Origin of the sequence: Rhodococcoides trifolii, assembly GCF_014635345.1 — a bacterium.
In the GTDB taxonomy this organism is placed as follows: domain Bacteria; phylum Actinomycetota; class Actinomycetes; order Mycobacteriales; family Mycobacteriaceae; genus Rhodococcoides; species Rhodococcoides trifolii.
The window spans coordinates 1,369,801-1,394,409 of the sequence record NZ_BMCU01000001.1; the positions used below are offsets into that span (position 1 = coordinate 1,369,801).

22 protein-coding genes are annotated in these 24,609 nt (G+C 66.9%); 15 read left to right on the forward strand and 7 right to left on the reverse strand.

Annotation, left to right across the window (positions count from 1 at the left end; all coding sequences use genetic code 11):
* Positions 1-14: 14 nt before the first annotated feature.
* From IEW02_RS06395 to IEW02_RS06415, 5 genes are all read left to right on the forward strand, one after another.
* Positions 15-1,382 carry a type I glutamate--ammonia ligase gene (locus IEW02_RS06395; protein ID WP_188543792.1) on the forward strand — a complete coding sequence of 456 codons (1,368 nt, stop codon included), beginning with the start codon at positions 15-17 and terminating at the stop codon, positions 1,380-1,382.
* Positions 1,383-2,057, forward strand: a complete 675-nt coding sequence (locus IEW02_RS06400; RefSeq protein WP_188543793.1) for a DUF6885 family protein — start codon at positions 1,383-1,385, stop codon at positions 2,055-2,057.
* 124 nt (positions 2,058-2,181) lie between these two features.
* Positions 2,182-2,832 (forward strand): FMN-dependent NADH-azoreductase, encoded by a 651-nt coding sequence (locus IEW02_RS06405; RefSeq protein WP_188543794.1) that lies wholly within the window; start codon positions 2,182-2,184, stop codon positions 2,830-2,832.
* Complete coding sequence (locus IEW02_RS06410) at positions 2,825-4,324, forward strand: TLP1 C-terminal extension domain-containing protein (protein ID WP_188543795.1); 1,500 nt, start codon at positions 2,825-2,827, stop codon at positions 4,322-4,324. The genes IEW02_RS06405 and IEW02_RS06410 overlap by 8 nt, the downstream gene beginning before the upstream one ends.
* Before the next feature lie 58 nt (positions 4,325-4,382).
* Complete coding sequence (locus tag IEW02_RS06415; protein WP_188543796.1) at positions 4,383-5,570, forward strand: NAD(P)/FAD-dependent oxidoreductase; 1,188 nt, start codon at positions 4,383-4,385, stop codon at positions 5,568-5,570.
* 3 nt (positions 5,571-5,573) lie between these two features.
* On the opposite strand, the gene IEW02_RS06420 is transcribed toward IEW02_RS06415, so the two are convergent.
* Both IEW02_RS06420 and malQ read right to left on the reverse strand, forming a co-directional pair.
* Positions 5,574-5,804: a hypothetical protein gene (locus IEW02_RS06420; protein WP_229745802.1), complete on the reverse strand. Its 231-nt coding sequence runs from the start codon at positions 5,802-5,804 to the stop codon at positions 5,574-5,576.
* Between the two features lie 41 nt (positions 5,805-5,845).
* The gene (gene malQ, locus IEW02_RS06425; protein ID WP_188543797.1) at positions 5,846-7,942 is read right to left on the reverse strand and encodes a 4-alpha-glucanotransferase; all 2,097 of its coding nucleotides are present in this window, start codon (positions 7,940-7,942) and stop codon (positions 5,846-5,848) included.
* A 37-nt stretch (positions 7,943-7,979) separates the two neighbouring features.
* Here malQ and IEW02_RS06430 point away from each other — a divergent pair, with 37 nt between their 5' ends.
* From IEW02_RS06430 to IEW02_RS06440, 4 genes are read left to right on the forward strand one after another with little or no spacing between them, the layout of a single operon-like run.
* The gene (locus tag IEW02_RS06430) at positions 7,980-9,062 is read left to right on the forward strand and encodes a hypothetical protein (RefSeq protein WP_188543798.1); all 1,083 of its coding nucleotides are present in this window, start codon (positions 7,980-7,982) and stop codon (positions 9,060-9,062) included.
* A gap of 36 nt (positions 9,063-9,098) precedes the next feature.
* A complete protein-coding gene (locus tag IEW02_RS06435) occupies positions 9,099-10,454 on the forward strand; it encodes an OFA family MFS transporter (RefSeq protein WP_188543799.1) in 1,356 nt (451 codons plus the stop codon).
* Positions 10,451-10,573, forward strand: a complete 123-nt coding sequence (locus IEW02_RS25325; RefSeq protein WP_268236704.1) for an MFS transporter small subunit — start codon at positions 10,451-10,453, stop codon at positions 10,571-10,573. Before IEW02_RS06435 ends, IEW02_RS25325 begins: the two co-directional genes overlap by 4 nt.
* A 3-nt stretch (positions 10,574-10,576) precedes the next feature.
* Positions 10,577-11,323 (forward strand): YqjF family protein, encoded by a 747-nt coding sequence (locus tag IEW02_RS06440; RefSeq protein WP_229745803.1) that lies wholly within the window; start codon positions 10,577-10,579, stop codon positions 11,321-11,323.
* A gap of 17 nt (positions 11,324-11,340) precedes the next feature.
* Here the strand turns inward: IEW02_RS06440 and IEW02_RS06445 are convergent, their stop codons facing one another.
* Both IEW02_RS06445 and IEW02_RS06450 read right to left on the reverse strand, forming a co-directional pair.
* Positions 11,341-12,495: an SfnB family sulfur acquisition oxidoreductase gene (locus IEW02_RS06445; RefSeq protein WP_188543800.1), complete on the reverse strand. Its 1,155-nt coding sequence runs from the start codon at positions 12,493-12,495 to the stop codon at positions 11,341-11,343.
* On the reverse strand, positions 12,492-13,661 hold the full coding sequence (locus tag IEW02_RS06450; RefSeq protein ID WP_188543801.1) for an LLM class flavin-dependent oxidoreductase: 1,170 nt from the start codon (positions 13,659-13,661) through the stop codon (positions 12,492-12,494). Before IEW02_RS06450 ends, IEW02_RS06445 begins: the two co-directional genes overlap by 4 nt.
* A gap of 108 nt (positions 13,662-13,769) precedes the next feature.
* Between IEW02_RS06450 and IEW02_RS06455 the strand changes: the two genes are divergently transcribed.
* Entirely contained in the window at positions 13,770-15,518 is a 1,749-nt protein-coding gene (locus IEW02_RS06455) for an NAD-binding protein (RefSeq protein ID WP_188544067.1), read from the forward strand.
* Positions 15,515-16,372, forward strand: coding sequence for an alpha/beta fold hydrolase (locus tag IEW02_RS06460; RefSeq protein ID WP_188543802.1), 858 nt, complete (start codon positions 15,515-15,517; stop codon positions 16,370-16,372). Before IEW02_RS06455 ends, IEW02_RS06460 begins: the two co-directional genes overlap by 4 nt.
* Here the strand turns inward: IEW02_RS06460 and IEW02_RS06465 are convergent.
* Positions 16,358-17,518 carry an alkaline phosphatase family protein gene (locus IEW02_RS06465; RefSeq protein WP_188543803.1) on the reverse strand — a complete coding sequence of 387 codons (1,161 nt, stop codon included), beginning with the start codon at positions 17,516-17,518 and terminating at the stop codon, positions 16,358-16,360. The genes IEW02_RS06460 and IEW02_RS06465 overlap by 15 nt on opposite strands.
* 50 nt (positions 17,519-17,568) lie before the next feature.
* On the opposite strand from IEW02_RS06465, the gene IEW02_RS06470 reads away from it, so the two are divergent.
* Positions 17,569-18,696, forward strand: a complete 1,128-nt coding sequence (locus IEW02_RS06470) for an MFS transporter (protein ID WP_188543804.1) — start codon at positions 17,569-17,571, stop codon at positions 18,694-18,696.
* Here IEW02_RS06470 and IEW02_RS06475 read toward each other — a convergent pair.
* Positions 18,693-20,012 (reverse strand): T3SS (YopN, CesT) and YbjN peptide-binding chaperone 1, encoded by a 1,320-nt coding sequence (locus IEW02_RS06475; protein WP_188543805.1) that lies wholly within the window; start codon positions 20,010-20,012, stop codon positions 18,693-18,695. The genes IEW02_RS06470 and IEW02_RS06475 overlap by 4 nt on opposite strands.
* Positions 20,013-20,552: 540 nt before the next feature.
* Between IEW02_RS06475 and IEW02_RS06480 the strand changes: the two genes are divergently transcribed.
* The 3 genes from IEW02_RS06480 to IEW02_RS25425 all read left to right on the forward strand — a co-directional run bounded on the left by IEW02_RS06480 (position 20,553) and on the right by IEW02_RS25425 (position 24,329).
* Positions 20,553-21,245: a GNAT family N-acetyltransferase gene (locus IEW02_RS06480; RefSeq protein ID WP_229745805.1), complete on the forward strand. Its 693-nt coding sequence runs from the start codon at positions 20,553-20,555 to the stop codon at positions 21,243-21,245.
* Between the two features lie 82 nt (positions 21,246-21,327).
* Positions 21,328-21,507 carry a hypothetical protein gene (locus IEW02_RS06485; RefSeq protein ID WP_188543807.1) on the forward strand — a complete coding sequence of 60 codons (180 nt, stop codon included), beginning with the start codon at positions 21,328-21,330 and terminating at the stop codon, positions 21,505-21,507.
* 32 nt (positions 21,508-21,539) lie between these two features.
* Positions 21,540-24,329 (forward strand): helix-turn-helix transcriptional regulator, encoded by a 2,790-nt coding sequence (locus IEW02_RS25425; RefSeq protein ID WP_188543808.1) that lies wholly within the window; start codon positions 21,540-21,542, stop codon positions 24,327-24,329.
* Here IEW02_RS25425 and IEW02_RS06495 read toward each other — a convergent pair.
* Positions 24,326-24,604 carry a GNAT family N-acetyltransferase gene (locus IEW02_RS06495; RefSeq protein WP_188543809.1) on the reverse strand — a complete coding sequence of 93 codons (279 nt, stop codon included), beginning with the start codon at positions 24,602-24,604 and terminating at the stop codon, positions 24,326-24,328. The two genes, IEW02_RS25425 and IEW02_RS06495, sit on opposite strands and share 4 nt — an antisense overlap.
* Positions 24,605-24,609: the final 5 nt, after the last annotated feature.

The window sequence follows — 24,609 nt, forward strand, 5'->3', positions numbered from 1 at the left end:
GCCAAGATCGACGCATGCCCGAGTTCATCGATACGAATCAGAGCCCGATCTCGATCGCACATGCCCTCGCCGGTCGCGGCATCGTCGGCGTCACGATCGCCTGGTTCGACAACAACGGGATCGTGCGATCACGCATCGTCACGACGGAAGAGTTTGCGTCCGTTGCGCGCAAGGGCGTGGGTGTTGCGGCAATCTTCCCGGTCTTCGATACCCACGACACCATCACCGCCGGCTTCGAAGAGCTGTCGCGGCCGTCCGGCGACTTCCGGGTTCTGCCGGTCCTCGAGACGCTGGCGCCACTGGCTGGTCAACCGGGTTTGGCGTGGGCGGCGGCGCGGCAACTCGACCGCAACGGTGACCCGTGGCCGTGGGATGCGCGCGCAGTGCTGACCCGGCAAGTGGAGGCGGCGGCGGAGTTGGGCCTGACCATCCGGGCCGGGTACGAGATGGAGTTCTCGGTGTTCGCTCCCGACGGAGGCCCGTCGCCGGCGGAGTCCGGAGCCGCGTACAGCGGACGCGCACTCGTCGAGGTCGACGATTTCGTGCGCGCGCTGTTGAAGGACCTCCGCGTCAACGGCGTTGCCATCGGACAGCTGCACGCCGAGTTCGGCAAATCCCAGTTCGAACTCAGCCTGGCCGCGGTGGACCCGGTCAGTGCCGCCGACAATCAACTGCTGGCTCGGCAGACGATCTACGCCGCTGCGCGCACTCACGGTCTGCGCGTGAGCTTCTCACCCGTCACGCGGGAGAACAATCCGGGCAACGGATGGCACCTGCACACCTCGGTGTGGCGCGACGACGTCAACCTCCTCAGCGGCGACGGGCCGCACGAGATGGCAACGGAGGGAGCGGCATACGTCGCGGGGATCCTGCGTGACCTGCCGGCGGTCATCGCTGTCACCGCCCCGTCCGAGGCGTCGTTGCTACGACGCCGCCCGGGGTTCTGGGCCGGGGCCTACGGTTTCTGGGGTGTGGAGAACCGCGAGGCCGCACTGCGTTACGTCCAGGGCGGCGCACTCCTCGGCGCCGGGAACGCGAACGTCGAACTGAAACCGTCGGATGCGTCGTCGAATCCGTATCTGGCGCTGGCCGTCGTGATCGGTGCCGGTCTGGCGGGCATCGCCGACGAGCTCGCCGTGCCGGACCCCATCGGAGACGACGTCGGCGGGTGGTCCGAGGCCCAGCGATCCGAGCGAGGAGTCGTCGCGCTCGCCACGGACGCATCCGCGCAGGCCGCCGCGCTGGCCGACAACGACCGCGTGCGAGCGGTTCTCGGCCCGCAGATGTACGGCGCGTTCGCCGCGGTGCGTGCGTCCGATGCGGCGTGGGCGGAGGGGAAGACCACCGCCGAGATCGTCGACGCGCACCTTTGGCGATACTGAGTGCGCTACCTGCCCGGATCGGAACGCGTTCTGGCCCAGCAACAATCGTCGTTGCCCCAACCGGAGCAGTTGTGCGGGCCGTTCTGGGTGGACGTGGCGCTGCGAGCGCTCACCGGTGCGTCGCCGGGGATCACCGACATCGCCCGATCCGCCGGCACGCTCGTGTACCCCCACGACCTCCCCGCGTATCGACCCGCCTCGGTCATGCCACGCACTGTGGAGTGGGCGGGCCTGCCGACGACGGACGACCCGAATCGGTCGGGCACCGACGCCGACGGTGTCCACCGAGCACTCGCAGGGGTGCACGTGGTCCCTGTGACCGGACGGTTCACCGGGGACGGTGTGCGACGACTTCTCGCGAGCCTGGCCGACGGCGACCCGGTGGTGGTGATCGCCAACGTGCACACCTCGTTCTTCGCCGACGCGGACGATCCGAGAGTGCCGTGGTCCTGGCCCGTCGGGCATTTCGTGGCGCTGATCGGGTTCGACGACGCCGGCGTTGCGGTCGCGGATTCGTATCCGATCGGGTCGCCGCCGGGCCAGTACGCGCAGAGTCTCGACGCTGTGGCCGTGGCACTGACCCGTGACGGGTACGGAGGCGGGGGAGTGTTCGTTGTCGGTGCGACCGAACCGAACCCGGCCGTCACCGGCTCCCTGCACGTCGGCATGTGGTGACGGACGTGCGCCGTCGTTCAGGATCGTCGACTCCAGACGCGATTCCGTCCCCGGACGACGATGTGGACCGATTCGCATGCTCGACTCCATGCGACGATGACACCTGTCGAAAGAGAGGGTCATCGTGCCTGTGCTGCTCCATCTGGATTCGTCCGCCGACCTGCAGCGGTCCACCAGCCGCGGTCTGACGTCGCATTTCGCCGAGGAGTGGTCGGCGCAGGGGCGAGGTCACACCGTGGTCCGCCGCGATCTGCACGTCGACGCGCTGCCGCACCTTCCGAGCAGCGCGCTGCACTGGCCGCCGCGCCTGCGCACCACCGAGGAGTCCGTCGACCCGGCCGCCGAGGCGCTCCAGACCGAGCTCATCGACGAGGTGATCGCCGCGGACGTCGTCGTGGTCGGCGCACCGATGTACAACTGGTCGATGCCGTCGACGCTCAAGGCATGGATCGACTACCTGCACGTGCCCGGGGTGACGACACCCTTCGACGGTCCCACCAAGCCGCTCGAGGGAACGCCGATCGTGGTGGTGAGCAGTCGAGGAAACACCTACGCCGACGGAACGCCGGGCGCAGGAACGGATTTCGTGGTGCCCACACTCCAGCACGTGTTCGGAACCGTCTTCGGAATGGACGTCCACGTGGTCCTGGCGGAGTGGACACTGGCCGGCCGCGTTCCGGCGATGGCCCCGTTGATCGGTGACGCGCGGCAGAGCCTGAGCGCCGCACGAGACCAGGTGTCGGAGCTGGCAACGACACTGTCCGCCCGTGGCTGACCCGCGCCGCGTCCCCGTCGTCGTCGGTGTCGGTGAAGTGCGGGGCGACCCGACGACGCCACGGGAACCGATCGAACTGATCCTCGAGGCCGCGTCCCACGCCGAAATCGATTCGCAGGCGCGCCTTCTCGCCGACGCAGACAGCGTCTCCGCCTCGAACGTCGCGAGTTGGGCGTACCACGACGTTGCGGCTGCCCTCGCGACGCGGCTCGGCGCATCACCGGCGCACACCTTCTCGGCACCCATCGGCGGCCAGTGGCCGGCGCAGCTGCTCGACGCGGCTGCGGCGCGCATCGCGTCGGGGGAGTCGACCGTCGCCGTGATCGCCGGCGGCGAAGCCCAAGCGTCCGTGAGCGCGATGCAGAAAGCCGGTAGGGACCCCGTCGTCGACGGCGGGTGGAGTCGCGACCCCGGCGGCCCGCCGCACTTCGACCTCGACCAACTCGGCAGTGCCGCAATGCAACACGCGGGCACCGTGGTCCCGGTGCGGATCTACCCGCTGTTCGAGAACAGGCTCCGGTTCGATCTCGGCCAGTCGGTCGAGGAGGCCGATGCGTGGTCGAGTGCAATGTACTCGGCGTTCTCCAGTGCCGCAGCGTCGAATCCCATTGCGTGGCAACGGGAAGCGCGTAGTGCACAGGACATCGCCACGGTGGGTCCGAAGAACCGGATGGTCTGCGAACCGTATCCGTTGTCGATGAACGCCATGCCGCACGTGGACCAGGCCGCCGTGGTGATCGTGACCTCCCTCGACGCGGCACGCAGCGCGGGTGTGCCGGAGAACAAGATCGTGTACGTCTGGGGCGGAGCCGGTGTCACGGATACACAGGACATTTTGCAGCGCAGCACGTTCGGGATGTCGGATGCACTGACGTCGGCACTCGACCGTGCGCTCACCGCGGCCTCCGTCGACGGGACCACGCTCGACATCGTCGACGTCTACAGCTGTTTCCCGATCGTTCCGAAGATGGCCGCCCTGCATCTCGGCATGCCTCGTTCCGCTGTTCTTTCGGTGACCGGCGGACATTCGTCGTTCGGTGGTCCGCTCAACAGCTACTCTCTGCACTCCGTTGCCGCGGTCACGAAGGCACTCAGGTCGGGCGCGAAGACCGCCCTCGTGCACGCCAACGGCGGATACATGACTTACCAACACTCGGTGTTGCTCGGAAGCTCGCCGCATCCCGACGGGTACATCGGTACGCCGGAACCGGTGGTCCTGGAACCGTCCGGCCCCGTGGTGGTTGCCGAGACCGCCGGCCGTGTCGTGGTCGAGACCGCGACCGTCGAGCACGCGAAGGACGGATCGCTTGGGCAGGCCTTCCTCGTCGCGCGGGACGCCGACGACAATCGCGTCGCCGTGCAGACGGCGGCGGGTGACGTAGACAGTGCGCGGGTGTTGTCCCTCTACCGTGACGACGGTGCGCGGGAGGTTGTGGGAACGACGGTGGAGATCGAACCGTACGGGGAGTTCGTGCGCATTCGTCCCGTGTGATTCCCCGCCCGAAAGAAAGCCGCAGTTTCACCCGGGTCCCCCTCGGGTATTTGAAGCTATGACTAGCACTTTCGACTACCTCATCATCGGCGGCGGCATGGTCGCCGACAGCGCGGCTCGCGGCATTCGGGAGAAAGACTCCGACGGCACCATCGGGATTCTCGGTGCCGATATCGACGAGCCCTACACGCGTCCGGCCCTGAGCAAGAAGCTGTGGACCGACGACGAGTTCACCACCGACAAGGTCCCGCTGAACACCGGGTCGGACACCGGCGCCACCGTTTTCACCGAGACGACCGTGTCTGCGATCGACCGGGAGAACTCGACCGTCACCACCGCCTCGGGCGACACCTACGGATACACGAATCTGCTGCTGGCCACCGGTGCCACGCCGAAGACGATCGACCTGCCGGCGACACCGCGCGTCGTCTACTTCCGCACCTACGCCGACTACCGGCGCCTGCGTGAGTTGGCCACGGAGGGCAGCCACATCGCCGTCGTCGGCGGCGGATACATCGGCGCCGAAATCGCGTCGGCGCTGGTGCAGAACAAGGTAACGGTCACGCTCGTGACCTCGGACGACACCCTCGGTGCGCACATGTTCCCTGCTGATCTGGCGTCGGCGTTCGACCAGGGGTTCGTCGACCACGGGGTCACGATGAAGCGATCGGCCAAGGTGACGGGCGGAAGCCAGTCGGAATCGTCGGTCACGCTGACCCTCGACGACGGGACCAGTGTCGGGGCGGACGCCGTCGTGTTCGGTCTCGGCGTCACCCCGAACACCGAACTGGCCGACGGAGCCGGTCTCGACGTGGACAACGGCATCGTCGTTGACGAGTTCCTGCGAACATCGGACGCACGGGTCTATGCCGCGGGCGACGTGGCCAACTACCCGGACGCCATCCTGGGGCGTCGGCGCATCGAGCACGTCGACAACGCGGAGCAGATGGGCAAGACGGTCGGGCAGATCATGGCCGGGGGCACCGACCCGTACACCTACACGCCGCTCTTCTACTCCGACGTGTTCGACGACGGCTACCAGGCAATCGGAACCCTCGACAGCTCGCTCACGGTCGTCGAGGACTGGAAGGAACCCGCCAAGGAAGGCGTCGTCTACTACCTGAACGACGAGAGCGTCGTTCAGGGCGTGCTCATGTGGAACGTCTGGGAGGGCCTCGACGAAGCGCGCGCCCTGCTCGCAGATGCCTCGCCGCACACCGAGGAATCGCTGCGCGGCACCATCTGACTGCTAGTCGGTGCGGGCCACCGCGCGGTTTCGATACGCGAGGGTGGACCCGCCGACCAGCAGTACGACGAACGCGATACCCGAGATCAGCGACCATCCCTCGAACCCGCCCGCCGCGGCGGTGAGGAACAGCCCCAGTGCGATGAGGCTGGCCAGCATCATGGGCAGTGCGATCCAGCTGGCGACGCGCTGCATGGTGGTCTTCTCGACGGTGTGCAACTCGGAGGTGTCCATACCCGGTATTCGGATCGTCCGCGTGGATGGACGGTCGTGTGTCAGTCCGCCAGCAAGTCTGGTGCGTCACGTAGGTCGTCCACCATGACCGCCGTCCCGTCCGCGTCGGCCAGCGGAATGCGCCAGTTCTCGTACTGGGTCTCGTCGGTGCCGGGCTGATTCTGGATCCGGTGCTCACCGACCACGTCGACCAACGCCACTCCGAGCAGAAGTGACGGACTGCGCTGCACCAGCCGATGGAGCGCCGCCACGGTCTCCATGGTCGTCGCGTCGTCGGCCAACAGGCCCCGATCACGAGCCAGCGCGAGCACTGCGTCCCGGCCCTCGGCGTCGTGCACTTTCTCTTCCTCGACGTCGCGCTCGAGGAGCCCGAGCCGTGATCTGAGGTCGATGTGCTCACCCGCGAGGTAGCCGGCCGTCGGCGGCAGATCGTGCGTCGTCACCGACGTCAGACACAGACGGCGGTACTCCTCGGGCGGGATGGGGGCGCCGTCTGCGTCCTTCTCGAACCACAGGATCGACGTGCCGAGCACGCCACGTTCCGCGAGGTAGTCCTGCACGACGGGTTCGAACACACCGAGGTCTTCACCGACCACGACGGCGCCCGAACGCTCGGCCTCGAGCACCAGGATGCCGATCAGCGCCTCGTGGTCGTAGCGGACGTAGGTGCCTTCGGCCGGAGAATTCGCGTCGGTGGGGATCCACCAGAGACGGAACAGCCCGAGAATGTGGTCGACACGGAGGCCGCCGGCGTGACGCAGGACCGTCCGCAGCATGTCCCGGTACGGGGCGTACCCCAGCTCGGCCAACCGATCGGGTCGCCACGGCGGCTGATTCCATTGCTGCCCTTGCTGATTGAAATTGTCCGGCGGTGCGCCGACGGTGACGCCCTCCGCCAACGCCGATCCCAGTGCCCATGCGTCGGCGCCGTGTTGCTGAACCCCGACGGCGAGGTCGTGGACGACGCCGATGTCCATGCCTGCCCCGAGGGCGGCAACCTGCGCCTGCTGCAGTTGTTCGTCGCAGATCCACTGCAACCAGCTGTAGAACTCGATACGGTCGGCCAACTTCGCCTGTTGCCCCCGAACCCACTCCGATTCCGGCCCAGCCGCTTTGGTGGTCCACCGCGGATCGTCCGCGGACATTTTCTCGGTGAGGGCGCACCACGTCGCGAAGTTGCGCAGTCCCTCACCCTCGAGTGTGCAGAACCGCTCGAACGAGGCCTGCCGACTCGCGCTGCGCGGCACCACGAAGATCCATTCGAGTGCGAGCAGCTTCGCTCGATAGGACGGGGTTCGGTCTATCCGTTTGGTCTTGTGGTTGACCTTGGTGAACTTGCTCGCGAGTTCGGTGACCCTGCTGAAGCGCTCCTTGCTCAGTTGCGCTGTCTCGGCGATGTTCTCGACGCGAATGTAGAGCGGATTGAAGAAGCGACGAGTGGTCGGCAGGTAGGGCGAGGCTTCGATCGGCGGTTGCGGAGCCGCCGCGTGTACCGGATTGATCAGGACGTAGTCCGCTCCGTGGTTCTCGCCCATGATCGAAGCGATATCGGCCAGATCACCGAAATCACCGACGCCCCAGGACCTCTCGGAGCGGATGGAATACAACTGCGTGAGCAGACCCCACCGCTGCCGGTCGGAGACGGCCTCGGTGGTGGACAGAGTCGCGGGTGTGACCACGAGGGTGCACGATGCGTGCACCGAACCGGTGGCGTGCAGGGTGTGCCACCCGAGCGGCAGATCGGCCGGGGGTGCGAAAGTGGCTCGACCGGTGAGGGTTCCGTCGATCTCGCGGGGGTCGAACCAGACGTCGAGTTGTTCGGCGCCGACCGTGTCGCCGAATTCGGTCTCGATGGTCACGGTGACACTCCCGCCGTGCGGAACGTGCACCCACACGTGTGGGCGGGTGCCCTCGGTGGTCACGACGACGGGCGGGAGAACGCGGCGCCAGTCGGCCACATCGTGATCGGCGATGGACTGCTCCACGTCGGCGTCGGTGGTCGCCTGCACGTCGAGTGCGCCGAGGACCCGTTGCAGGGTCTTCTCGCTCACGTCGCGGCGCGCTTTGTCCCATCCCTCGTACGACGTGGCGACGCCGTATCTGTCGGCGAGATGACGCAGATTCTCGGTGTTGGTCACGATGCCCCAGTCTAGGTCTTCTGGGACAGTGGAGTGCATGGACGACTCAGACGATCCGATCGACGAGCGCACCCGGCGCGGTGATCTCATCAGAGCGTGGTGCGATGCCGCGCGCCTCGACGGTCGCCACGAGGTGCTCTCCGATCGCGCTGCGGTGCTGATTGCGGTGGGACGGGTGGATATCGAGACGCGCCAGATCGTCCTGAATCGTCTCCGCTCGGGCAAGCTGTTTCCGTCGATCGGCGGCTTCGGAGCCCTGCGCCTGCTCTGCGACGAGATGAACTGGCTGGACGGCAAGCTCGACGGACTGCGGATGGGTCCCACCCGTCTCGCGCTACAGCAGCGCCGCGCACATCTGGCGCGGCGGTACGGACAAGCGGAATCGACGTTCGAACTGTCCATCCATCATTACGCGCGGGGAGTTCGTGCGATTCGCAAGGACCGCCGCGACGGCGTTCACCTCGACCTCGAACAGCGAGTTGCGCTGTTCACCGCGTTGACACGGACGCCGACGCCACTCGGGCTCGGACCCGGACCGCTCGATCGGGCGCGTGAAATCGTGGTCGGTGTGGCTGCGGATCGACTCGAACCGGTCGGACGGGGAGTTCCCGAGTTGGCTCGGGCGGTCGCGGGCCGCGACGCCGATCGATTCGCGGACCGGTTCGACACCATGTTGTTCCTCGCGGGCTCGTACCACGACCGGATTCAGGCGTCGAAGATGTGGCGGTCGGAGGTGTTCGCGATTCAGCGAAGCCAACTCGACGTCGGCGAAGAGCTGATCCAGATCTCCGTCGACGTGACCGAGCTCGCCGACGTCGAGACGGAGCTGACCGCGGCGTTCGAAGAAGGAGATGCCCGCGACGAGGTCGGCCGCCGCGAGGTGCTGTTGCGCAAAGGCGACCTGATTCCGGTGTGGGATCAGCTGGTGGACCGGGTCGGCGCACTCTCTCGCATCGTCGATCAGCTCGCGGATGCGGAACGAGATCACCGGACCCTCGGAGCGTTGCAGCGCACGGTCGATCTGGACGGCAAGATCGGCGACCTCATCGCACGGTCCGGATCGCGGGAGTTGTCCGCCGACAACACGCACAACGTCGGAGACCAGATCGAGAAACGTTGATCGTTTGAATAGTTCTATGACTGGGGACACAGAACTGTGTCTCCCGCCATACTGGAAAAATCTCGCATCGTCGCCCCGCCGGGCTGGAGTCGTTGGCTCATCCCGCCGGCCGCGCTCGCCATTCACCTCGCCATCGGTCAGGCATACGCCTGGAGTGTGTTCAAGGCGGCCATCTCGTCCGACAAGTCGCTGGGACTGAGCGGAACCCTCACGGCCATTCCGTTCCAGCTGGCCATCGTCATGCTGGGTCTGTCGGCCGCGGTGCTCGGCACCCGAGTCGAGACGCACGGCCCGCGCTGGGCGATGGCCATGTCGCTGACCTTCTTCTCTTCCGGCCTCCTCGTGTCGGCCCTCGGTATGAGCCTCGACCAGTTCTGGCTCGTGATTCTGGGGTACGGCGTCATCGGCGGCATCGGCCTCGGCATCGGGTACATCAGCCCCGTCTCGACCCTGATGAAGTGGTTCCCCGACCGCCCCGGCATGGCCACCGGAATCGCCATCATGGGCTTCGGCGGCGGCGCGCTCATCGCCTCGCCGCTCACGTCGAAGCTGTTCACCGCCTACGGCGGAATCTCCGACGCGTCGATCGCCAAGACCTTTCTCACCCTCGGCATCGGCTACGCAGTCTTCATGGCACTCGGTGTGGTGCTGATCAGGGTCCCCGCGGACGACTGGAAGCCGAAAGGATGGACTCCGCCCGTCGCAGTGGCCGGTGTTCAGGCGGCGAAGGTGTCCGCGGCCAACGCGATCAAGACGCCCCAGTTCTGGCTCCTGTGGATCGTGCTGTGCTTCAACGTCACTGCTGGTATCGGCATCCTGGAGAGGGCCGCCGGCATCTACACCGACTTCTTCCCCGACCCCACGGCTCCGGAGGCGATTGCTTCCGCTGCTGCAGGATTCGTCGCATTCCTCTCGCTCACCAACATGCTCGGACGATTCCTGTGGTCCTCGGTATCGGATCTGGTGGGGCGCAAGAACATCTACCGCATCTACCTCGGCGGCGGCGCTCTCCTCTACCTCTACATCACGCTGTTCACCAACAACAACAAGGTGTTGTTCCTCGTCAGCGCATTGCTGATCCTCTCGTTCTACGGCGCCGGCTTCGCCACGATGCCGGCGTATCTGAAAGACCTGTTCGGCACCTACCAGGTCGGCGCCATCCACGGCCGGTTGCTGACCGCCTGGTCCGTGGCCGGGGTGCTCGGCCCACTGATCGTCAACGCCATCGCCGACGCGGGCGAGCCGGGAACCACCAGCCGGTACGTGCCGGCGTTCATCACCATGATCTGCCTCCTGGCCGTCGGTTTCGTGGCGAACGAACTCATCAAGCCCGTCGATCCGAAGTTCTCGGAGACGGACCCCGAAGTCGAGAAGGCAGGAGCCACGTCATGAGCGAGCAGAAATCGGCGCCCGCGCCGGTCATGGCGGTTGCCTGGCTCTGGGTCGGGTTGCCGTTCGCGTGGGGTGTGTACGAACTGGTGCTCAAGGTCAAGAACCTCTTCGGGAGCTGATCGATGGCTTCACCCGACGCCGAACTCTGGCCCCGGCCACCTCGGTTACCGAGGCCCATCGTCATGGATCAGCGGTGGGAACGGCTGACGTTCCTGCACTGGCGCGTCGACCCTGCCCTCGTCGCCCCGCTGCTTCCCGACGGAGTCTCGCCCGACGTGCACGACGGTTCCACCTGGGTCGGGTTGATCGGGTTCGAAATGGTCGGCGCCGGACTCGGTTACGGCCACCCCATCCCTTACGTGGGGACGTTCCCCGAGATCAATGTGCGGCTGTACTCGGTCGACGGCGACGGGCGCAGGGGAGTGGTCTTTCGGTCACTGGAAGCCAGCCGCGCCGCTGTCGTACTGGCCACCAACGCGGCCGGTGTCAAGTACCGATGGTCGTCGATCGACATCGACGACGACGGTAGCGAGATCGGGTTCCGAAGCAGGCGCATCGCCCCGCCGAGTCGCGGCGCCACAACAGATTTCGCGGTCCGGCGCGGATCGCGTGACATGTCGGACGACCCGCTCGGGGTGTTTCTCACCGCGCGGTGGGGAATGCACACCCGCGTCGCCGGGCGATTGCTGTTCGTCCCCAACGTCCATCGCAAGTGGTCCCTGGTGGACGCGTCGCTCGTGCGATGCGACGACGAATTGCTCGCCGCGGCAGGGCTGGGCGACGTCGCGTCGCGTCCCCCGGATTCGGTGCTGTTCTCGCCGGGGGTGCGGACGCAGTTCGGAAGACCCATTCGCGCAACCGCGCAGTAGCGAACACTGGGTTCCGCTCAGATCAGGCCGTGTCTGGGTGGTCGCGTCCCCGACAGCGCGTACCGCCCGATGTGTTGCACCTTCCACCGCACCGGGTCGTGCAAGGTGTGCGTGCGGGCGTCACGCCACAGTCGGTCCAGGCCCAACGACGCTGCGGCTGCGCGTGTTCCGCCCGCATCGAACAGGGCGGCGGCCGCGTCGAGAGCCGCCCGCACCGACGCTACCTTCGCTGCCGCCGTGGCGATGGAGGCCTCGGCTGTGGCCGCGTCGGTCAGGTCCGCCTCGGCCGCGTCGATCGAGCGCGCGGCGTCGCGCACCAAGGCGTAGGCCGCACGTACGCCCACCTCGACGTCACCGAACTGCTGGATCAGCAATGGGTCGTCTGCAGCGTCGGCGACTCCGGCTTCGAAGTGCGGGCGGGCCTTCGCCAGTGCCTCACGAGCCACCCGTACCGCCGCACGACCGATTCCGGCATCGATGGCGGCGTGCAGCAGTTGCGCCCGCGCGCCGTACGTCGTGGGAACGGTGAAGATGGGCGAGAACGACACCACCGCAGACGATTCCACCGACACGTTGTCGAGTCGCACGGTCCCGCTGGCCGTGGTCCGCTGTCCGAAACCGTCCCAGTCGTCCTCGATCGTCACGCCCGGAGCGTCGGCCCGAACGAACACGATCACCTTGTTCTGCGGCCGTGCCTCCACGTCGCCGACCACCGCGCGCACCACGAGCCAGTCGGCGAGAAGCGCTCCGGTGCAGTAGAACTTGACGCCGCTCAGCACGCTGTCCGAGAGTGTCGTGAGATCGATGTCGATTCCCGGTGTGGCACGTTCGCTCTGCGCATTCGCAAAGCGTTTGCCGGCCAACGCTTCCGAGAACCAGAATGCCTGCTGCTCCGCCGTCCCCTGCAAGCGCAATGCCTCGAGGAACGTGAAGTGGCTCTGTGGAATCTGAGCGACGCTCGGATCGCCCTCGGCCAGAGCGAGAAACACCTCGGCCAGATCCGATACCGATGCTTCGACACCGCCGAACCGGGCTGGCACGGTGATACCGAGCAGTCCGGACGCGGACAGGGCGTCCATCTCCGCGCGAGGCAACGTCCGAGTTCGGTCGCGCTCCGGCGCACCGGCCGCGAACTGCTCTCCGAGAGCTCGGGCCGTCTCCAGTACCGTCACCGTGCAGGCAGAAACGGGACGTGACCGGACGACGCAGGCGTGTCGGTTCCGTCGCCGAACAGACCGCGCCGGCGAAGCAGGGGCAGAACGCCCTCGCCGAACCAGTACAGCTCCTCGAGGTGCGGATAGCCCGAGAACACGAACTCGTCGATGCCCACCGCCGCGTATTCGGCGATGCGCTCGGCCACCTCGGTGTGACTACCGACCAGTGCCGTGCCGGCCCCGCCGCGGACCAGTCCGACACCGGCCCACAGGTTCGGCCGAATCTCCAGTGCGCGTGCGTCTTTCCACGAACCGTTCCGACGATTTTCCTCGTGGAGGGCCAGCATGTTTTGCTGCCCCGTCGACTCGCTGCGCGCCAGATTGGCTTGTGCCGTCGCCACGGTGTCCTCGCCCAGGGCCTCGATCAGTTGCCCGGCCTGCGCCCAGGCGGCGTCGGCCGTGTCTCGGGTGATCACGTGCAACCGGATGCCGAAGCGCACGGTCCGCCCCTGCTCGGCGGCCAGCCCGCGGATCCACTCGACCTTCTTCGCGACGGCGTCCGTCGGCTCGCCCCAGGTGAGGTAGACGTCGCTGTGACGGGCCGCGATGGGCCCGGCCGGCCCGGACGACCCACCGAAGTACAGCGGGGGAGTCGGATCCGGAACGAACGGCAGGGCCGCGTCCTCGACCTGAATGTGCTTGCCGCGGTGCGTGACCGTCTCGCCGCGCCACAGCCCGCGAACAATCTCGAGGAATTCGTCGGTGCGTTCGTAGCGCTGCACCTTGTCGAGATGATCACCGTACTGCCGCTGTTCGTGCGCTTCGCCGCCCGTCACGACGTTGAGCAGCAGTCGTCCGGGCGCGTGGTTGGTGAACGTTGCCGACATCTGCGCGGCGAGAGTAGGACTGATCAGTCCGGGCCGGAAGGCGATCAGGAACGCCAACTTCTCCGTCTCGCGCGACAGCATGGCGGTGGTCAGCCACGCGTCCTCGCACCACGCACCGGCGGGGGTGAGCGCGCCCCGAAATCCGAACTCTTCCGCGGCTCGACCGATCGACGACAGATAGCCGATGGTGGCGCGGCGATCGCCTCCCGCCGTTCCGGCCTGCATTCCGTGCCCTCCGCCGACGATCAGGCGGCTGTCGCCGTAGGTGGGCAGAAACCAGTGCATATCGAGAGACATGCAACCAACCGTAGGGCGAATCGCGGCGGAGGCACAGAGTTCGCATCGGCGTGATTCGAATTCGGCGCTACAGTCCCGACCAGGAGGGAGGCCCGAGCGATGGACGAACTGAACGGTCACGTCATCGTGTGCGGTGTGGCGGGCATCGGCATGCGCATCGTCGACCAGCTCGTTGCGTCCGGTGAGCAGGTGGTGGTCGTGGGTCGTACCCCCGATCCGCGACTCACTGCTGCCGCGGCACGCTGGAACGTTCCGCACCTGGTCGCGGGAATCGGAATTGCCGACGCGTTGGCCGCGGCCGGACTGTCGACGGCCATGGCCGTCATCTGCGTCGAACAGGACGAGCTGTGGAACCTCGAAACCGCCCTTCTGGCACGCGAACTGCGTCCGGACGTCAACGTCGTGGCGCAGCTGTCCAATGCGACGGTCGGCGGGGCGATGAACCACGGGGGCGGCCCCGGCGCCGTGCTGGACATCGCCGATCTCGCCGCTCCCTCCGTCGTCGAGGCCTGTCTGGGGATCGCGGTGCACGACGTCGAGATCGCCGATATCGGTTTCGTCGCAGCGCAACTGGACGTTTCGGAGAAGTCCACGCTGCGCACGCTGTACGGCGACCTGGCCCCTGTCGCGGTGGTGAGCGCGGGCGGCGGCCTGATCGCGTGTCCGGGCCGCGATCACCTCGTGGGTCCGGGCGACGTCGCCACGATGCTCGGTACGGACGACGATTTCGACCGCGCCCACATTTCCTTGAAGCGGGGGGCCTACGTCGGCGAACGGTCCGTCGGTCCACGCAGGCGCGATCGTGTTCGCGCGGCCGTCCGCGGATTCGTCGAGGACACCAACCCCAACTTCTTCCGCATGCTCGGCGTTCTCCTGACACTGCTGGTGATCTCGTCGACGATCCTGCGGGTCGGGTACACGAAGCCGGGGATGAGCATCCTCGACGCGCTGTACTTCAGCACCGAGACCATCGCCACCGTGGGCTACGGCGACTTCACCTTCAGCGATCAGGCCGTCTGGCTGCGCCTGTTCTCGATCGTCCTGATGTTTGCCGGAGTCACCACCACGGCGCTGCTGATGGCGTTCCTCGCGGAACTGCTGATCAGCCGACGACTCTCGCAGACCGCCGGCAAACGTGCGGCGCGGTTCATGACCGGGCACGTGGTAGTGATCGGATTGGGCGCGTTCGGCATTCGGGTGGCGCGCGAACTGAAATCGCGCGGACGCGACGTCGTGGTGATCGAGCGGTCGGCGAACAGCCGATTCGTCTCCGCTGCAGCGACACTCGGTGTACCCGTCATCTTCGGCGACGCCACGGTCACGGACACCCTCGTCGACGCGCGGGTGGCGCACGCCTCCGCGGTTGCCGTGCTGACCAGCGACGACATGGTCAACATCGAAACCGGTATCGCCGTTCGCGGGGTACTGGGCGACCGGTGGCCGGACGCGCCAGGGCGGCCCGGTGTACCCGTCGTGATGCGGGTGTTCGACCGTTCGCTCGGTGACGCTGTGGCGCACCGGTTCGGGTTTCGCAACGTCCGATCGACGGAAGAGCTTGCGGCGCCGTGGTTCATCGGAGCGGCGCTCGGACTGCAGGTCCTCGGAACCTTCTCGATCGGAACCCAGTCGTTCATGGTCGGCCGCCTCGAGGTGGCCGCCGACGGCGGACTCGACGGCATGGCGATGCACCAACTGTCCGCCAACACACGGGTCATCGCACTCAGGCGGACAGCCACCGGCGACGTGGAACATCCTCCTCGGCGTGGAACGAGTTTCGCCGCGGGTGATCACGCCTATGTGGTAGGCCCGTACGAAGAGTTGTTGGGAGTTCTGCGGCGAGATCGAGGTCTGGTGTGAGCGAAGCGGTTCCGAGTTGGTTCGTCGACGCCACGTCCACACCTGCCGACGAGCGGGATCTTCTCGTCGACGGGTGCTCGATCCGGGTTCGGTCGTGGGGTGATCCGGCGCGCCCGGGAATCGTGTTGGTGCACGGAGGCGCCGCCAATTCCCGTTGGTGGGACCACATTGCGCCGGTCCTCGCCCGCGCGTACCGGGTAGTGGCGTTCGATCTCTCCGGGCACGGCGACAGCGGCCACCGCGAGATGTACGACCTGCGAGACTGGGCCCGCGAGACCCTCGCGGTGACCGCTACGGCGAACTTCCCGGCCCCTCCGACGGTGATCGGACACAGCATGGGTGGATGGGTCTCACTGGTGGCCGGGCGTCTCGACGACGCATTCTCCGGCATCGCGGTGATCGACACGCCGCTCACCGAACGGACCCCGGAACAGCGCGCTGCCGCGGACAAACGCGCCTTCGGCCCTGTGCGCACCTACCCGACGCGTACGGAACTGGTGAGCCGGTTCCGGCCGGTGCCCGATCAGCCGAACTCGTTACCGTTCATCACCGAGTACGTCGCCGAGCGGTCGGTGGTCGAGACACCCGACGGATGGCGGTGGAAGTTCGACCCGCGCGTGTTCGTCGGGGCTCGACCGGACGTCGCCGCGATCGGCGAACTGAGCTGTCGAACGATGATGTTCGGCGCAGAGAACGGTCTCGTGGGGCCGAACGCCGACAGGCAGATGTATCACCTTCTCGGGAAGAACGCGTCCGTGGTGGTGATTCCCCGTGCGGGACACCACATCATGCTGGACGAGCCGCTGGCGCTCACTGCCTCGCTGCTGACGCTCCTCGCGCTATGGGGCGTGTGAGACCACGATCGCCGGCACCAGCATCTCGGCCGACGTGAGCGATCCGTGATGGCCGAGGAGCTTCGACTGCATCGGCTCGGCGCCGCGGCGGACCAGAGCTCCGGGGCCGAGGGACACGGCAACCACGTCGCCGATGCGTTCGGCGACCGCGTCGGTGACGATCGGCCCGAACCATCCACGCTCGATGGCGTCGCCGCGCGAGACGGCCAGGTATCCGTCCAGATCGGACCATGCCGCCAGAACATCTGCTTCGGAACCGGCGTCGGCGAACACGTGCCGCGCACGCGGCTCTCCGGCGATCATCCGAACGCCCTCTCGAAGCGCAGGTGAGGCGTCGATATCGACGTGCCCGTCCACCTGCACCATGCCGTGATCCGCCGTGACGATCAGGGCCGCATCGCGGGGAAGTTCGTTCGCGATGCCCTCCGCGATACGGTCTACCTGCGACAGCTCGAAAGCCCATGCCGCAGAACGAGGTCCACGGACGTGACCGGTGAGGTCGAGGTCCGCGTAGTAGGCGTAGACCAGCGTGCGGTCGTCCGAGATCAGCGCCGATCTCGCTTCGGCGACGAGGTCACCCGCCGACACCACGGTCCGAAAGTCGCCGCCGCGCAGCACGGCTCGGGTCAGGCCGGAGTCCTTCTGGTACGACGGAGCGACGCGCGAGACGGTGATACCGTCCGCTGCAGCCCGCTCGAAGACGGTGGCCCGCGGCTGAATCTCCTCCGGGACGGCCGCAGTCAGCATGTTCACCTTCTGCTGGTGGCCGTGATCCGCCTGCCCGTGCAACTGCCACTTCAGCGGATTCATGGGACGGTCGAATCCGGGCAGAGCCATGAGGTAACCGACCACACCGTGCTCACCGGCAGGCAATCCCGTTCCGATCGACCCCAGGCTGGTGGCGGTGGTCGACGGAAAACCGGCGGTCCACGAACGGCCCGTGTAGCGGGAGAGGAACGGTGCGGCAGTCGGGTTGGCGACGAGCTGCTCGTAACCCAGGCCGTCGACGAGCAGCACACAAGCTTTCCGGATGCCGTCAACGCCGAGGTCGAGGCGGTCGTGTTCGCCGGCGACGCCGAGCGCTCCCAGGACGGACGGCATCACATCGGACAAAGCGCCATGACCGTAGCGCGGGGTAACGATCATGGTTCCAGGGTAGTGGGGGTACCGAGCCACGTTGCTGGTTCAATGAACGAGTGACGAATCGCGCATTCGCATCGGTACTCGCGGTCTTGCTCACGACGGGTTGGGCGGCAAACCATTTCGCCGCCGTCATTCCGTCACTGAAGGAATCCGAAGGCCTGTCCGCCGCGCTGCTGGACGGAGTCTTCGGGATCTACGCGCTGGGTCTGCTGCCGGGCCTGTTCTTCGGCGGCACAGTGTCCGACCGAGTCGGCCGCGCACCCGTGGTGATTCCAGGGGCGGTTGTCGCCACGGCCGGAACCGTGTCCCTTCTGCTCTGGCACGACTCCACCGGCCTGTTGATCGGGCGCCTCGTGGTGGGAATCGGAGCTGGATTGACGATCGGAGCCGGAACCGCGTGGGCCGCGGATCTTCGTGGTTCTGTCGGCACCGTTCTCGCCGGGGTGTTCCTGACGGCGGGGTTTGCCTTCGGGCCGCTGGTCAGCGGCATTGTGGGCCAGTTCTCCTCGGAGCCCATCGCGCTTCCGTTCATCGTCTCGGCGGTCGTTTCGGCGGTGGCGATCGTGTCGGCCGTCCTGTGGAGCAGGGTCCCGACTACCTCGTCGGCCACCGCGGCGACCACAGACGACCGCGAGTACTCGGCGACGTCGGCCCTGAGCTGGTCCCTGCCCATGTCGCTCTGGGTGTTTGCGAGTGTGACTCTGGCCTTCGTGACCTTGCCGTCCCGCATGCCGACCGAACTCGAAGGTCCCCTTCTGTCCGGAATTGCCGCAGGCACGGCCCTGATCACCGGCATCGCCGTGCAGACGGCGGCGAGGCGCGGCAACTGGGGACCCCGCACCGGCGTCGCCGGAGCGGGGCTCGCGGCGGTGGGTTATCTACTGGTGGCAGCAGGCGGGTCGCACCCACCGGTGTGGTTGTTCGCCGTGTGCTTGCTCGTGCTCGGCGCAGCCTACGGGCTGTGCCTCCGAGCAGGACTGCTCGATCTCGAATCCTTTGCGCCGCCGCGGATACGAGGGTCGCTGACCGGCCTGTTCTACATCGGCACCTACCTCGGTTTCGGTCTGCCCGTTCTCCTCGTGCTCATCGAACCCTCGGTGGGCGTCGTTCCGCCGATGCTGGTTCTGGCGGTGTTGGCTGCAGTTGCGTCCGGTGCGCGAGCCCGCCGCCTTGCCCGCTAGTCGAACAGGGTGTTCTCACCCGGGTTGCGAAAGAGTTCCAACTGGCTGCCGAACACCTCACGGTTCGGTTCGACCCCGACGACCAATCGGCGATGCGCAGCCGTCAACAGGGCCACGGTGGTCTCCCACACTGCGAGGTCCTCGTACGCCGCGCGCATGATCCGGCGATCGTCGGTGGCCTCCGCGCGCTCCCGGGCCGCGTGTGTCTGTTCCTGCGCCAAGTTCAGGTACCAACCGATCGTGGGCCGGTCCCGATCGCCGAGGACGACGACGTCGTCCACGTCCACACCGTCCCCGTGCTGCCAGACCAACTCGACCAGCGCCCGTAGCTCCAGCGGCAGGACCGACGAATCGTTCTCCATCGAGGTGACGTTGCCGAGGGCATCGATGTAGGGGACCGCGTCGAGGGCGATCACGGCATCGTGCGCAGCCTCCGCCACGAACCGCTCCATCACGGCGAGCATGTCCAGTAGATGCTGCGGCACGAACGGAATCACCGACATCTCGATCGTCGCCACGACGCGATCCTCCTGCAGCAGCAGTTTGACGTGCGGCCACCGAGCGTTGATCTCCGTGACGATCGCCGCCGCACTGCGTACGTCGGGAACGGCCGCCGCGATGGGCGCGAGTATCTGCACGAAGGGCGCATCGTCCATGGGGCACAGGTAGATCCACGCAGATCCGAGCCGCAGCGGAATGTCGCCGTCCTCGTCGACCGGGGGAACGAAACCCAACATCTGTTCGAGGGTGTCCTCGATCAGCGACCGGCGGTGATCGGGTGAGACGATCGTGACCGCGGCCCGAAGATCGAGCGATGCCCGCGGCGGCGGGTCGGAGACGGTGAAGTCGGCACCCGACGACTCGGACTCCAGGAACACCGGGTGCGGAACGCAGAACACGTCCCTGACGACGGCGACGGCCGCGGCCGCAACCTCGTCGGCAAACGATCGCGGGCGGTCCAGGAACCAGTTGCTCGGCTCCTCCGACGTCGACTCCGGCCCCACGACGGGATCCGCAAACCCCAGAGACCGCAGCGAAGCCTCGTCCGCCGGGGTCAGCTTTCGATCGTCCGCAAGGTAGTGATTGGACAACACCTCGCACCGCACGAACCGACTAGGACCGTCCTCTGGGCCGCTCGCGTCGTCCCAGGCGTACAGCTGCACGCACGGAGCGGTCACCTCCTCGGGGTCGTCCGTCACTGCGATCAGCAGCACCGTGTCACCGTCGCGCATCTCCGCAACGTGATCGGCAAGCGCACCTCGGCAGCCGCGCCATGCCAGGGCAACGGAGCGGTCGAAATCGTCGACATCAGTCATGAGCGGACCGTAGCTGCTAGGTCCGACACAAACCGGCCTCCGGCCTTCCGCAGGTCCGACACAAACCGGCCTCCGGCCCGTCCGCAGGTCCGACAATTTAATTCGGTGGCGCTGCCCCGCCCTCCCCGGGCATGATGAGTCCACCGAATTGAGAGAGCAGAGCGAGGTGATCCGCGTGAACACGAACATCGTCTTCCAGCGCCGCGGTACCTCCGCGATCCTCCGAGTCGCCTCGCAGGCTTAGAACCTGCCGCTCGTGCGCTAGTCGCACCACCCCCTTTCTCGACGGACCCCTGTGACGGGACCCGTCTACTTCCGCTGCCCCCGAGAGGAGGTGACGCCACCATGAACCACTACGAACACCTCGTCCGTGAACACCGACAGAGGGTCGAACGGTCGTTGCTCGCGTACGAGCGCAGCAAGTCTGTCGAATCGAAACCCGTTGTCCGAAAGTCGAAGTCGATTCTCCGCGCCCTGGTCCCGGTGTGGAGGTGAGACCGCGAGCGCTGACAGGGCGTGGCCGGAAGTATCGTGTCGCGAGTGCGTGACTACTCCCCACTCGATACTCCGGTCCGCTCTGCGCTCGACGGAGCACACAGCCGGTTCCGCGTCACCCACGGCAACGTCGCGGGCTATCAGCGTGATGTGGCGCCGTTCATCGCGCACCCACTACTGATGGCCGACGACGACTGGGCCGATCTCGCCGCGCTCGGCGGACCCGGTGTCACGCTGCCGCTCATCGAACTCGAGAACCCGACGCCGCCCAGCGGGTGGCGCTTGGTCTCCCAGTTCGGTCTGGTCCAGATGACCGGTGAGCTGTTCGCAACTGCGCCCGAACCCGACGCAACGCGACTCGGACGTTCCGACGTGCCGGACATCCTCGATCTCGTCGCCCGCACCAAACCCGGCCCGTTCCTCGATCGAACCATCGAGCTGGGCACCTACCTCGGTATCCGCCGCGACGGACGGCTGATCGCCATGGCCGGGGAACGCATGCACCCCGCGGGATGGACCGAGATCAGCGCCGTATGCACCGACCCGGATTTCCGCGGTGAGGGCCTGGCGACCCGTCTCATGCGGGCGGTAGGCGCCGGCATCGTTGCCCGCGGGGAGACGCCGTTCCTGCACGCGTCGGCGGCGAACGTCGGTGCGATCCGGCTCTACACCCAGCTCGGTTTCGATCTGCGAAAAGAGTCGGTCATGACGATCGTCGAAACCCCTAGGGATGCCTGACCCTCCCTAGGGAACAACACGGGCGAAAGGTTCGGGAGTTCGTCCGATGTGCCGGCGAACGCATCGGACGACGGTTACATCCATGAACCCCACATACGATTCCCTCACCGAATACAACAACCGTGTCGCCCGTTCGCTCGACGCCTACCGGCGCCGCGAGCGTGCCAAGGCAAGCCCGTCTCGCCCGAGTATCTGGCAGCGGCTGTACTACTTCGTCGACAGCCACACCCACACCCCGACGCATCGACAGGTAACTGCATAGACCCCGCCCTCGGGGTGCGCAATGATGAGCGCGTGCTCCCCACCAGTCCCCTGATCGGCAGAAGCACCGAAATGGATGCGCTTCTGCACGGCCTCGGAGACGCCGACCGTTCGATCGCGGTCGTCTCCGGAGACGCTGGTGTCGGCAAGACGCGGTTGCTGGCCGAGTTCGCGTCCCGCGCGCGTGAGCGTGGCTGGGCCGTTCTCGTCGGCCATTGCCTCGACCTCGGTGGCATGGGAGCGCCCTACCTCCCGTTCACCGAAATCTTTGCTCGATTGCAGCACGTGGAACCCGAACGTGCCGAGAGCATCCGCCTCACCTACCCGTCCGCCTCTCGGCTCTATCCCGGCGCGGACACGGCGGACGAGCGGCCCAGCCGGGGCCTGTTGTTCGACTCCGTGCTCGGCGCCGTCACGAGTATCGGCGACGAGCAGCCTGTCCTGCTGATCGTCGAGGACGTGCATTGGGCGGACACGTCGACACGAGAGTTGTTGTCGTTCTTGTTCGCTCGCCTGAGAACCGACCGGGTATCGCTGGTGGTGAGCTACCGAAGCGACGATCTACATCGCCGCCACCCTCTTCGCCCGACGCTCTCCGAATGGACGCGGATGCCCACCGTCCGCCGCGTCGACGTCGAGCCGCTCAGTGGGGAGCTCTCGCATCGATTGCTCGAATCCATTCAGGCCGGGCAGCGGTCCGATCCACGACGACGCGAGATCGTGAACCGGTCCGGTGGTAACCCCTTCTTTCTCGAGGAGCTGGAAGCGGCTCGTAGCCGCGGTGATTCGGTGATTCCGCCGGCCCTCGCCGATGTTCTCCTGGTGCGTGTCGACGGGTTGTCGGAGACTGCTCACCGCGTTGCCGACGCGATGGCGGTGGCCGGCCCCCGCTCGGCGCAGGACGTTCTCGCCGGTGTGGTGGAGGTATCCGACGAGATCCTCGAACCCGCTCTGCGCGAGTTGGTCGACGCGAAGATTGCCGTGGTGTCCGGTTCGTATTATCGATTCCGCCACGCACTCTTGGGGGAGGCCCTCTACTCCGATCTGCTACCAGGGCAGCGCAATCGGCTGCACACCCGCTTCGCCTCGATCCTGCCCGGCCACGAACACCCCGGCGCTGCAGCCGATCTGGCTCGGCACGCGGAGTTGGCACACGATCTGCCGACCGCCTACTCCGCCCACGTTCGCGCGGGCCGTGAGGCCATGACAATCCCTGCACCGAGCGAGGCGATGGCTCACTTCGACACCGCACTGGAGCTGTTCTCGGACGGTTACCAACCCACGGAGACGAGGTTGGTGCTCGACTACGCGGAAGCGGCGGGGGTTGCAGGAGAGGGGATGCGGGCCCTGTCGGTGGTTCGGCGCGAACTGGAGCGCATCGGTGGCGGCGCCGACGACCTGGAGCGCATCGAGCTTCTCTACGCCGGGGCGAGTGCCGCGTTCGAGGTGGAGCGCGAAGTCGAAGCTCTGCAGTGGACCATGTCCGCACTCGACGTCGCAACGCTCGACGCGCATCCTCAATGGCGAGCACGGTTGACAGCCCTCGCAGCCCGTGCGACCGAATCGCTCAGGCGCTACGACGAGTCGCTGGCGTGGGCGCGCGAGTCCATCGCGATTGCCGCCGACCAGAACAAGCCGGCGCTGTCGGCCGATGCGCGAATCACTCTGGCGCGCATGCATCAGCGATTGAGCGATCCCGAGCGGGCCCGGCAGCTTCTGGCGGAGTCGGCATCGCTGGCCGAGCAGAACGGCGAGGTGGGTACGCATCTTCGCTCGTTGATGAACATCGGGATGTTCGATCTCGACGAGGGTGACTTCTCATCTGCTTTGCGCTCGTTCGCGTCCGCCGTGTCCGTAGCCGAAGAATCGGGACGGTCGTGGGATCTCTACGCGTCCTTGGCCCGCGTGCACCGGGCAACGAGCCTGTACTACCTCGGAAAATGGGACGACGTGCTCAGAGCCGTCGACCTGACCGGGCGCGATGCGCCCGCGCTGGCCCGCGCCCAACTGCGTGCAGCGGGCCTGCCGGCGCGTGCCGCTCGGGGCGACGACACCGTCGCCGACGACGTGAACGCGGTGTGGGACTTCGGTTCACAGGACGGTCTCATCACCCTCCAGGCAGCGTCGGCCCTGTTCGACCTGAACATGTTTCACGGTCGAAGCTCGGAGGCGATGGACGCCGTCGTCACCGGCGTGGCGTTGGTTGCCAAGCAGTGGCACAACCCGTGGTTCGCGGCCAGGCTGCGCCTGAGCTCGCTCGGCGCCTCCGCCGTGCGAGCCGGCTTTGTCAGCGGCGCCCTCACCGCCGACGCGGCCCGCACTCGCGCGTCGGGATTCTTCGTGGACGGGCGCCTCACCATCGACTACGCGGCGTCGCTGGGCGGTGAGCAGGGATGGGAGACACGGGCGTGGACGGCCAGGTTGGCAGCCGAGGAGACACATCTGACTGCGCTGCTGGATCATTCGGACATCGACTCCGCGCGGACGGCGTGGCTGGATACCGCCGCACTGTTCGTCAAGCAGCCGTACGAACAAGCCCGGTGTCTGTTCGAAGCGGGTGACGTCGAGTCGCGGCGAACCGCGCTCGAGATCTACCGGGAGTTGGGAATTCCCGTCCGGCACGACGTAGTGGCCGAACCGATGCCGAGCACCCTGACGCCACGCGAGCGCGACGTGCTCGACCTGATCACCGAGGGCCTGACGAACAAACAGATCGCGGACCGTCTGTTCATCAGCGTCAAGACTGTCAGCGTCCACGTGTCGAACGTGCTGTCCAAGCTGGGCGTACGGAACCGCACCGAGGCGGCACGCGTCGCGCGTTAGGCCAGCAGGTCGGTGTACTTGTCCGAGGCGGCAATGAAGTCGCGGACGAACCAACACGTCGGAACGACCTTCGCGCCGGCATCTCGGGTGTCGTCGAGCGCGAACTCGGTGATCGTCGCCGCCAGCCCGCGGCCGCGGAACTCCGGCAGGGTGACCGTGTGGTTGAAGTCGCGAACCCCGTCGTGCTCGACGTATTCGGAATACCCGGCCAAGGTGTCGCCGTCGAAGATCTCGAAGCGCTGTCGGTCCTGCTGATGTTCGACCCGTGTCGTCATGGCAG